The organism is Comamonas sp. B-9 (genome assembly GCF_000410635.1).
GTDB lineage: Bacteria > Pseudomonadota > Gammaproteobacteria > Burkholderiales > Burkholderiaceae_C > Comamonas.
In genome coordinates, this window is the sequence record NZ_KE148602.1 from 254 (window position 1) to 9289 (window position 9036).

The following is a 9036-nucleotide window of genomic DNA, read 5'->3' on the forward strand; positions in this document are numbered from 1 at the left end:
TCGGCCAGCTCCAGCACATGTAGCGCGCGCAGGGTGATGTCGGCCAGGTTGCCGATGGGCGTGGCCACCACATACAGGGTGGAGGCAGGGTAGTGCTGGGTGCCGGCGGCAGCCTGGGCTGCTTGCAAAGCGGAGGTGAAAGATGCAGACACCGTGGAAGATCCTTGAAAAATGGCGCGGCCAGGGCCCGTCTGCTGCATCGCCCGGCGCCACCAGCGAAGGGGCAGACAACAGCAAGCTGCGTGGCCAGCAGGCAGAAGATGCCGCGCTCCATTATCTCCAACAACAGGGGCTGCGCCTTTTGGCGCGCAATTACCGCACGCCCGGGCGCGGCGGCGGGGAGATCGATCTGGTGATGCAGGAGCGCGATGGCACCGTCGTGTTTGTCGAGGTGCGCCAGCGCCAGCACAGCGGCTTTGGCGGTGCGGGCGGCAGCATTGGCAGCACCAAGCAGCGGCGCATCATCCTGGCCGCCCGCCACTACCTGGCCAGCCTGCGCCAGCAGCCGGCCTGCCGTTTCGATGCGGTGCTGGTCGAGCAGGAGATCGTCTGGCTGCGGGCGGCCTTTGATGTGCCAGACGAGTCCTGAAGCGCGCAGTTGCTGGGCTTTGCATGCGCATGGGGACTGAGAAAAGTCATCATCCCGACCCCAGGGGGAAACCGGCCAAGGTTATCATCGGGCCTCCATGCTTGAGCAACACATCCAACAGCACTTTATCGATAGCGCCGATCTCCACTACCAGGTGTCACAGGAGATGAGCGAAAGCGTCGCCAGCGCGGTCTACGCGCTGCTCGCCTGTGTGACCAGCGGCAACAAGGTGATGTGCTGCGGCAATGGCCTGTCCTGGGCGCAGGCGGCGCAATTTGCCGCCATGTGCGTCAGCGGCATGGAGCGCGAGCGCCCCGAGCTGGCGGCCCTGGTGCTCGACAACGATGCACTGGCGCAGGCCCAGCTGGGCAGCAGCCTCACGCCCGAAGGCCTGCCGCAGGCGCTGGCGCGCCAGGTGCGAACTTTGGGCCAGCCTGGCGATCTACTGCTGGTCATCAGTGCCGATGGCCATGACAGGGCCCTGTTGGCTGCGATCGAGGCGGCGCATGAGCGCGACATGTCGGCCGTGGTGCTGACCGGTCGCAGCGGTGGCCTGCTGGCCAATGCCTTGAGCGAAACCGATGTACTGATGCGCGTGCCGCATGACCGCAGCACCCGCGTGCGCGAGGTGCACCAGCTGGTGCTGCACTGTCTGATTGACGGAATCGATACCCAATTGTTAGGAGAAGAGGAATGATGCCTGTGTCTTGGAAGCGATTGACCCTGTGTCTGGTGGCGGCTGGCGCCGTCGCTGGGGCCGTGTCCGGCTGCGTTCCGCTGGTGATCGGCGGCGCTGCCGTCGGCGGCACGGTGATGGCGATCGACCGCCGCACCGCCGGCATCCAGGTGGAGGACGAAAGCATTGAGATGCGCGTGGCCAGCGCCATCCGCGAGCGTGCCGGCAATGACGGGCATATCAATGTCACCAGCTACAACCGCCAGGTGCTGCTGACCGGTGAGGCGCCCAACGAGGCCTTCAAGCAAAAGGCCGAAGAGGCCGCCAAGACCGCGCAGAATGTGCGCTCCGTCGTCAACGACGTGGGTGTGATGTTCAACTCCAGCCTGTCGCAGCGCTCGACCGATACGCTGATTACCGGCAAGGTGCGCGCGAGCATCATCGATGCCAAGGACTTGAGCTCCAGCGCCATCAAGGTGGTGACCGAGCGCAATGTGGTCTACCTGATGGGCCGCGTGACCGAGCGCGAATCCAAGCGCGCGGCCGAAATCGCCCGGGGCGTGGCCAATGTGCAAAAGGTGGTGCGCGTGTTCGAGGTGATCAGCGAGGAAGAGCTCAAGTCGCTCAGCAACAACCGCAGCACCGGCAACGCCGCCCCGGTCGTCAACGACAGCAGCGCATCGGCCATCACCACCCAGCCTGCGACCGTGGTGCCCGCGCCTGCCGCCGCACCGGCAGCGCCTGCGGCAGCACCCGTGTCGACGGGCGTGACCACCTCGCCGGTCAACACCACGCCGGTGCAGCCGCTCAACGATGGTTTCACGACCAAGCCCTGATCTGCACAGATCCTCCAGCAAAAAGGCCGCATCAGCGGCCTTTTTGCATGGGGTGATCCGTTTCAGGCTTTTTTGCCCAGGCGGGTGATCAGGCTCGACGTATCCCAGCGGTTGCCACCCGATTGCTGCACATCGGCATAGAACTGGTCGACCAGGGCCGTGAGCGGCAGGCGCGAGCCATTGCGCTTGGCCTCGTCGAGCACCAGGCCCAGGTCCTTGCGCATCCAGTCCACGGCAAAGCCAAAGTCGAACTTGCCCTCGACCATGGTCTTGCCCCGGTTTTCCATCTGCCAGCTTTGCGCTGCGCCCTTGCTGACCACATCCAGCACCTGGGGCATGTCCAGGCCGGCATTCATGCCAAAGGCAATCGCCTCGGACAGGCCTTGCACGACACCGGCGATACAGATCTGGTTGACCATCTTGGCCAGCTGGCCCGCGCCGCTGCTGCCCAGCAAGGTGAAGGCGCGCGAGAAGGCCATGGCCACCGGCTTGACGGTGTTGAACACGGCCTCATCGCCACCGCACATGACGGTGAGCTGGCCGTTGACGGCACCGGCCTGGCCGCCGGAGACGGGCGCATCGATAAAGTGCAGGCCCTGGGCCTGGGCCGCGGCATACAGCTCGCGGGCCACATTGGCCGAGGCGGTGGTGTGGTCGACAAAGATGGCGCCGGGCTTCATGCCGGCCAGCGCGCCATCGGCGCCCAGTACGACCGAGCGCAGGTCATCGTCATTGCCGACGCAGCAGAACACGATGTCGGCGCCGGCAACGGCCTCGCGCGGCGTGGCCGCATGGCGGGGTGCCTTGGAGCTGGCAAATTCGTCGCACCAGCCTTGCGCCTTTTGCGCGGTGCGGTTGTAGACGGTGACCGCGTGCCCGGCCTGGGCCAAGTGGCCCGCCATGGGGTAGCCCATGACGCCCAGGCCCAGGAAGGCGACGTTCAGGGAAGGGGTGCTGTCATAGCTGCGTGCTTGAATACTCGATGCCATTGTGGTGACTCCAAAAAGAGCGGCACCCAAGGCGGGCCTGGGTGCCGTGTCGCTGAAAACCCAAAACGCTGACAGCTTAAACGATTGTCAGGTGCTCCGTGCCCTCGGCCAGGTCGCTGCGCTTGGCGCGCTGGCTGCCCAGCTTGATCTGCAGGCGCAGGTCGTTGACCGAGTCGGCGTTGCGCAGCGCGTCTTCGTAGGTGATCATGTTGGCCTCGTAGAGGTCAAACAGCGCCTGGTCAAAGGTCTGCATGCCCAGGTTGCGGCTTTTCTTCATGATCTCCTTGATCTCGCCCACCTCGCCCTTGAAGATCATGTCGGAGATCAGCGGCGAGTTGAGCATCACTTCCACCGCAGCCACCCGCCCCTTGCTGTCCTGCTTGCTCAAAAGGCGCTGCGACACCAGGCCGCGCAAGTTGAGCGACAGGTCCATCAGCAGCTGCGCGCGGCGCTCTTCGGGGAAGAAGTTGATGATCCGGTCGAGCGCCTGGTTGGCGCTGTTGGCGTGCAGGGTGGCCAGGCACAGGTGACCGGTTTCGGCAAAGGCCACCGCGTGCTCCATGGTTTCGCGGTCGCGGATTTCGCCCATCAAGATGACGTCGGGCGCCTGGCGCAAGGTGTTTTTCAGCGCTGCCTCCCAGTTGTCGGTGTCCAGGCCCACTTCGCGCTGGGTCACGATGCAGTTCTTGTGCGGGTGGACAAATTCCACCGGGTCTTCGACGGTGATGATGTGGCCGTGGGAGTTCTCGTTGCGCCAGTCGACCATCGCCGCCAAGGTGGTGGACTTGCCCGAGCCGGTGGCGCCCACCATGATGCACAGGCCGCGCTTGGTCATCGCCAGGTCCTTGAGCACCTGGGGCACGCCCAGGCCGTCAATCGTTGGCAGGGTCAATGGAATGGTCCGCAGCACCAGACCCACATGGCCTTGCTGCATGAAGGCATTGACCCGGAAGCGCCCGATGCCCGAGGGCGAGATCGCGAAATTGCATTCCTTGGTCTTTTCGAACTCGGCGACCTGCTTGTCGCTCATGATCGAGCGGGCCAGCGTCAGCGAGTGGGTGGGCGACAGCGGCTGGCTGGAGACCTTGGTGACCTTGCCATCGATCTTGATGGCCGGCGGAAAGTCAGCGGTAATGAACAAATCGCTGCCATTGCGCTGCACCATCAGCTTCAACAGGTCGTTGATGAACTTACTGGCCTGATCCCGTTCCATGACAATCCTCTCTGCGCTCCGTTATTGTTGCGGATGCAGCAGAAGCGCCCTGGGAACGGCCGCCCTGAGGGGCTCAGGGCTCGATCCGGGCGCTGGTCTGCCGCAGCCGCGTGGAGAGTTTGCGCGTGAACAAGGCCAGCAAATAGGCGGCCGTGGACGCGTCCAACTCCATCATGGCATCCAGTGTATCGGCCTTCAGCACGGCCAGTGCACAGTCGGTGGTGGTGGTGCACGAAGAAAAACGCGGACTGCTGTCAAACAGAGACATTTCGCCCAGCACTTCGCCGGGGTGGGTGTCGGCCAGATGCACGCTCTGGCCATTGGCGAGTTGCCGATCGACCCGTACCTGGCCGCTCAGCACGATCAGCAGGTAGTCGCCCAGCTCGCCTTGCTGGATCAGGGTTTGCCCGGCCGGCACCTGGTAGAACTCCAGGTACTGCACCATCTGGTCGATAAAGGGCGATTGCAGCAGGGACAGCGCCGCATCCTGGGCCCAGACCATGCGCAGCGCCGTGGCCGGGTCGGCCGGGGCCAGCAGCTGGGCGTGGATGGCCTTGCGGCGCTGGCTCCAGAGCACATAGGGGACCTCCGACGTGCTGGCCTGCTGGAAACCATGGAGGAAGAAGCCGGTGTCTGCCTCGGCGGCATCGTCTGCCGGGGATGCGGAATGCAAGCGGTTCATGGCCCAGGGTCTCCTTTGATCCCGCAAAGCATAAAGGGCACCTGCGGTACTGGCAATGACCGCTGGTGCCCTTCGTGCAACCGTTTGTCAGTTGGTGACTGCGGCGATCAGCCCGGGAAGTTCTCCGGCGTCTTCGCCTTGGCGCGGGCCTCGGCTGGGCTGATCACATTGCGGCGCACCAGGTCGGTCAGGTTCTGGTCCAAGGTCTGCATGCCCATGCTGTTGCTGGTCTGGATGGTGGAATACATCTGCGCGACCTTGGCCTCGCGGATCAGGTTGCGGATCGCGGGCGTGCCCAGCATGATCTCGTGGGCGGCCACGCGGCCCTGGCCGTCCTTGGTCTTGCACAGGGTCTGGGAGATCACGGCCTGCAGCGATTCGGACAGCATCGCGCGGACCATTTCCTTTTCTTCGGCGGGGAAGACGTCGATGATCCGGTCAATGGTCTTGGCGGCGCTGGAGGTGTGCAGGGTGCCGAACACCAAGTGGCCGGTTTCCGCGGCCGTCATCGCCAGGCGGATGGTTTCCAGGTCACGCATTTCGCCCACCAGGATCGCGTCCGGGTCTTCACGCAGCGCAGAGCGCAGCGCTGCGCTGAACGACAGCGTCTGCGGGCCCACTTCGCGCTGGTTGATCAGGCATTTCTTGGACTCGTGCACGAATTCGATCGGGTCTTCCACCGTCAGGATGTGGCCGTACTCGTTTTCGTTGAGGTAGTTGACCATGGCCGCCAAGGTGGTGGACTTGCCCGAGCCGGTCGGCCCGGTCACCAGCACCAGGCCGCGCGGCTTGAGCGACAGGTCGGCAAAGATCTTGGGGGCGTTGAGCTGCTCCAGGGTCAGGATCTTGCTCGGAATGGTCCGGAACACGGCACCGGAGCCGCGGTTCTGGTTGAAGGCATTGACGCGGAAACGGGCCAGGCCTTCGATCTCGAACGAGAAGTCGACCTCGAGAAACTCTTCATACTGCTTGCGCTGGGCATCGCTCATGATGTCGTAGACCATCGCATGGACCTGTTTGTGGTCCAGCGGATCGACATTGATGCGGCGCACATCGCCATGGACCCGGATCATCGGCGGCAGGCCTGCAGACAGGTGCAAGTCCGACGCTTTATTTTTGACACTGAATGCCAGCAATTGGGTGATATCCACTGCAGTTCCCTCGTTGTTTTGGTACGCTTTGCGTGCAAGGCCTCGTTGTCAACCAGTTCCAAGGCCGTGCATATTTTTACATTATGAGCACGATTCCCGAAAAAATTCAGCAGGTTCGCCTGCAAATCGACAACGCCTGTCGTGCCAGCGGCCGGCCCGAGGGCAGCGTGCAGCTGCTGGCCGTCTCCAAGACCTTTGGCGTGGACGCCATTGCCGAGGCGGCCGAAACCGGCCAGCGCGCCTTTGGCGAAAACTACATCCAGGAAGCGGTCGAGAAGATCCGCTACTTTGCCGAGCATGACAGCTGGAAGGACCAGGGCCTCATCTGGCACTGCATTGGCCCGATCCAGAGCAACAAGACGCGCCTGGTGGCCGAGCACTTTGACTGGGTGCATACGGTGGACCGGCTCAAGACGGCCGAGCGCCTCTCCGCCCAGCGGCCCGCGCAGCTGGCACCGCTTCAGATCTGCATCCAGCTCAATGTCGATGGCGGCATCACCAAGTCTGGCGTCGCGCCGGCCGAAGCCGCGGCGCTGGTGCAGCAGATTGCGCAGTTGCCCCAGCTGCAGCTGCGCGGCGTGATGAGCATCCCCGATGTGCTGCCCGACTTTGCCGCCCAGCTGGCCGTGCACCAGCGCGTCAAGGCCGTGTTCGATGACATCGCCGCACTGGGCCTGCCGCAGCTGGCGCAGTGGGACACCATCTCGCTGGGCATGACGGCCGATCTGCCGGCCGCCGTTGAGGCCGGCTCGACGATGGTGCGTGTGGGCAGCGGCATCTTTGGCCAGCGCGACTACGGCAGCGCCCACTGAAGGGTCCCCTCTGCCAACCCGCCAGCCCGCAGCAGCGCTTGAAGCTGCGTGCTAAGCTGGCCCCCGATTGTTCTGTGTACCCCCTCAAATAGACAGGAGACCCCCATGCCAGGATTGCTACCCGACGTTGACCCCGATGGCCTGTTGGAGTTTTCGGTGGTCTACACCGACCGCGCGCTCAACCACATGTCGCACCGCTTCATCGGTGTGATGGGCGAGGTGCTGCGCATCCTCAAGACCACCTACCACGCACACACGGCCGTGATCGTGCCGGGCAGCGGCACCTTTGGTATGGAGGCCGTCGCCCGCCAGTTTGCCAACCGCGCCAAGGTGCTGATTGTGCGCAATGGCTGGGTCAGCTACCGCTGGACGCAGATTTTCGACGAAGGCGGCCTGGGCGGCAGTGCTGTCATTTGCAAGGCCCGCCCCCAGGGCACGGGCCCGCAAGATGCCTGGGCCCCATGCCCGGCCGAAGAAGTAGCCGCCGCGATCCGCAAGGAAAAGCCCCAGGTGGTGTTTGCCCCGCATGTCGAGACGGCCAGCGGCATTGTGCTGCCCGACGACTACATCCAGACCATCAGCGCCGCCGCGCATGAGGTCGGCGCGCTGATGGTGCTCGACTGCGTGGCCAGCGGCGCCATCTGGGTGGACATGCAAAAGACCGGTGTCGATGTGCTGATCACCGCGCCGCAAAAGGGCTGGAGCGGCCCGCCTTGCTGCGCGATGGTGATGCTGTCCGAGCGCGCGCGCAAGGCCATCGAAGATACCAAGAGCAGCAGCTTCTCTTGCGACCTGAAGAAGTGGATGCAGATTGCCGAGGGCTACGAAAAGGGCCAGCATGCCTACCACGCGACCATGCCCACCGATTCGCTGGTGCAGCTGAGCAAGGTGATGCAGGAGGCCGAGGCCTATGGCTTGGACAAGCTGCGCGAGGAACAGACCCAGCTGGGCAAGGAAGTGCGCGCACTGCTCAAGGCGCGCGGCTTTCCGAGTGTGGCGGCGCCAGGTTTTGAGGCGCCCGGCGTGGTCGTCAGCTTCACCAGCGACCCCGAGATCCAGAACAGCAAGAAGTTCGCCAGCGTGGGCCTGCAGACCGCCGCTGGCGTGCCGCTGATGTGCGACGAAGGGCCGGAGTTCAAGACCTTCCGCATCGGCCTGTTTGGCCTCGACAAATGGCACAACGTCGATCGCACCGTGGGCCATCTGCGCCAGGCGCTCGATGGTTTGGGTATCAAGGGTTAACTTGTGTTTTTAACGCGTTCTGTGCCTGGCATCCAGGTGCAGAATGCTGGTTTTGTTTGAAGAACATTGGATTGGATTTCGCCATGAAAGCATTGACCGCCAGCGCCTTGTTCGCTGCCATCGCCTTGACCGCCGGCTTCGCCCAGGCACAAAGCAAGCCTGTGACGACCAAGAGCGGCCTGGTGTTTGAAAGCATCAAGGACGGCACTGGCGCCAGCCCCAAGAAGGAAGATACCGTCAAGGTGCACTACAAGGGCACCTTCCCCGACAGCGGCAAGGAGTTTGACAGCTCCTACAAGCGCGGTGAGCCGATCGAGTTCTCGCTGGGTGGCGTGATCCCCTGCTGGACCGAAGGGCTGCAGCTGATGAAGGTTGGCGGCAAGGCCAAGCTGACCTGCCCGGCCTCCATTGCCTATGGCGCCCGTGGCGCAGGCGGCGTGATCCCGCCGAACGCCACCTTGAACTTTGAAGTGGAACTGCTGGGCGTCAAGGGCCAGTAAACGACACTACTCACAAGCTAAAAAGCCTCCGCGTCTTGCTGGCGCGGAGGCTTTTTGTTGTTTAGGCGATGGGTGCATTGACGGCTCAGCGCTCCACCCCCAGCCGCTTGGCCAGTCGCTGCAGGTTGGCGCGGTCCAGTTGCAGCTCGCGCGCGGCTGCCGCCCAGTTGCCGTTATGGCGGGCCAGGCTGGCGCTGAGCAGCTGGCGCTCGTAGCGCTCCACCTGGACGCGCAGGCCCAAGGTCTCGGCGCTGGCTGTTAGCCCTTCGGCCACTTCGGCCATTTCGGACGCGCGCAGGGGCGCGATAAGGCCGGCTGCCTGCTGGCCGGGCGGCAGCGGTGCGGC

At 64.0% G+C, this 9036-nt stretch carries 10 protein-coding genes and 2 pseudogenes; 6 read left to right on the forward strand and 6 right to left on the reverse strand.

Annotated features, from left to right (window positions below):
* Positions 1–152, reverse strand: a pseudogene (locus H928_RS33470) (16S rRNA (cytidine(1402)-2'-O)-methyltransferase); the annotation flags it as partial.
* Between H928_RS33470 and H928_RS0115655 the strand changes: the two are divergent.
* The 3 genes and pseudogenes from H928_RS0115655 to H928_RS28190 all read left to right on the forward strand — a co-directional run.
* Positions 143–589, forward strand: coding sequence for a YraN family protein (locus tag H928_RS0115655; RefSeq protein WP_021027357.1), 447 nt, complete (start codon positions 143–145; stop codon positions 587–589). The pseudogene H928_RS33470 and the gene H928_RS0115655 sit on opposite strands and share 10 nt — an antisense overlap.
* Positions 590–686: 97 nt before the next feature.
* Positions 687–1286: an SIS domain-containing protein gene (locus H928_RS0115660; RefSeq protein ID WP_021027358.1), complete on the forward strand. Its 600-nt coding sequence runs from the start codon at positions 687–689 to the stop codon at positions 1284–1286.
* Positions 1286–1945, forward strand: a pseudogene (locus H928_RS28190) (BON domain-containing protein); the annotation flags it as partial. The gene H928_RS0115660 and the pseudogene H928_RS28190, both read left to right, overlap by 1 nt.
* 218 nt (positions 1946–2163) lie before the next feature.
* Here H928_RS28190 and H928_RS0115670 read toward each other — a convergent pair.
* From H928_RS0115670 to H928_RS0115685, 4 genes are all read right to left on the reverse strand, one after another.
* Positions 2164–3090, reverse strand: a complete 927-nt coding sequence (locus H928_RS0115670; protein WP_021027360.1) for an NAD(P)-dependent oxidoreductase — start codon at positions 3088–3090, stop codon at positions 2164–2166.
* Positions 3091–3166: 76 nt separating this feature from the next.
* Positions 3167–4303: a PilT/PilU family type 4a pilus ATPase gene (locus H928_RS0115675; protein WP_021027361.1), complete on the reverse strand. Its 1137-nt coding sequence runs from the start codon at positions 4301–4303 to the stop codon at positions 3167–3169.
* Between the two features lie 73 nt (positions 4304–4376).
* The gene (locus H928_RS0115680) at positions 4377–4985 is read right to left on the reverse strand and encodes a cyclic nucleotide-binding domain-containing protein (protein WP_021027362.1); all 609 of its coding nucleotides are present in this window, start codon (positions 4983–4985) and stop codon (positions 4377–4379) included.
* A gap of 107 nt (positions 4986–5092) precedes the next feature.
* On the reverse strand, positions 5093–6136 hold the full coding sequence (locus H928_RS0115685; protein WP_021027363.1) for a type IV pilus twitching motility protein PilT: 1044 nt from the start codon (positions 6134–6136) through the stop codon (positions 5093–5095).
* Positions 6137–6219: 83 nt separating this feature from the next.
* Here H928_RS0115685 and H928_RS0115690 point away from each other — a divergent pair, with 83 nt between their 5' ends.
* The 3 genes from H928_RS0115690 to H928_RS0115700 all read left to right on the forward strand — a co-directional run bounded on the left by H928_RS0115690 (position 6220) and on the right by H928_RS0115700 (position 8690).
* Positions 6220–6948, forward strand: coding sequence for a YggS family pyridoxal phosphate-dependent enzyme (locus H928_RS0115690; protein WP_027011006.1), 729 nt, complete (start codon positions 6220–6222; stop codon positions 6946–6948).
* 105 nt (positions 6949–7053) lie between these two features.
* Positions 7054–8190: an aminotransferase class V-fold PLP-dependent enzyme gene (locus H928_RS0115695; protein WP_021027365.1), complete on the forward strand. Its 1137-nt coding sequence runs from the start codon at positions 7054–7056 to the stop codon at positions 8188–8190.
* An 83-nt stretch (positions 8191–8273) separates the two neighbouring features.
* Complete coding sequence (locus H928_RS0115700) at positions 8274–8690, forward strand: FKBP-type peptidyl-prolyl cis-trans isomerase (RefSeq protein ID WP_021027366.1); 417 nt, start codon at positions 8274–8276, stop codon at positions 8688–8690.
* A gap of 85 nt (positions 8691–8775) precedes the next feature.
* On the opposite strand, the gene H928_RS0115705 is transcribed toward H928_RS0115700, so the two are convergent.
* Positions 8776–9036: helix-turn-helix domain-containing protein (locus H928_RS0115705; protein ID WP_027011007.1), on the reverse strand; the 261-nt coding region annotated here is incomplete at its 5' end.

Excerpts from the sequence above, each read along its gene's own strand:
- H928_RS0115655 (WP_021027357.1), top strand. The coding sequence starts at position 143 with ATGCAGACACCGTGGAAGATCCTTGAAAAATGGCGCGGCCAGGGCCCG.
- H928_RS0115660 (WP_021027358.1), top strand. The coding sequence starts at position 687 with ATGCTTGAGCAACACATCCAACAGCACTTTATCGATAGCGCCGATCTC.
- H928_RS0115695 (WP_021027365.1), top strand. The coding sequence starts at position 7,054 with ATGCCAGGATTGCTACCCGACGTTGACCCCGATGGCCTGTTGGAGTTT.
- H928_RS0115690 (WP_027011006.1), top strand. The coding sequence starts at position 6,220 with ATGAGCACGATTCCCGAAAAAATTCAGCAGGTTCGCCTGCAAATCGAC.
- H928_RS0115675 (WP_021027361.1), bottom strand. The coding sequence starts at position 4,303 with ATGGAACGGGATCAGGCCAGTAAGTTCATCAACGACCTGTTGAAGCTG.
- H928_RS0115680 (WP_021027362.1), bottom strand. The coding sequence starts at position 4,985 with ATGAACCGCTTGCATTCCGCATCCCCGGCAGACGATGCCGCCGAGGCA.
- H928_RS0115670 (WP_021027360.1), bottom strand. The coding sequence starts at position 3,090 with ATGGCATCGAGTATTCAAGCACGCAGCTATGACAGCACCCCTTCCCTG.
- H928_RS0115700 (WP_021027366.1), top strand. The coding sequence starts at position 8,274 with ATGAAAGCATTGACCGCCAGCGCCTTGTTCGCTGCCATCGCCTTGACC.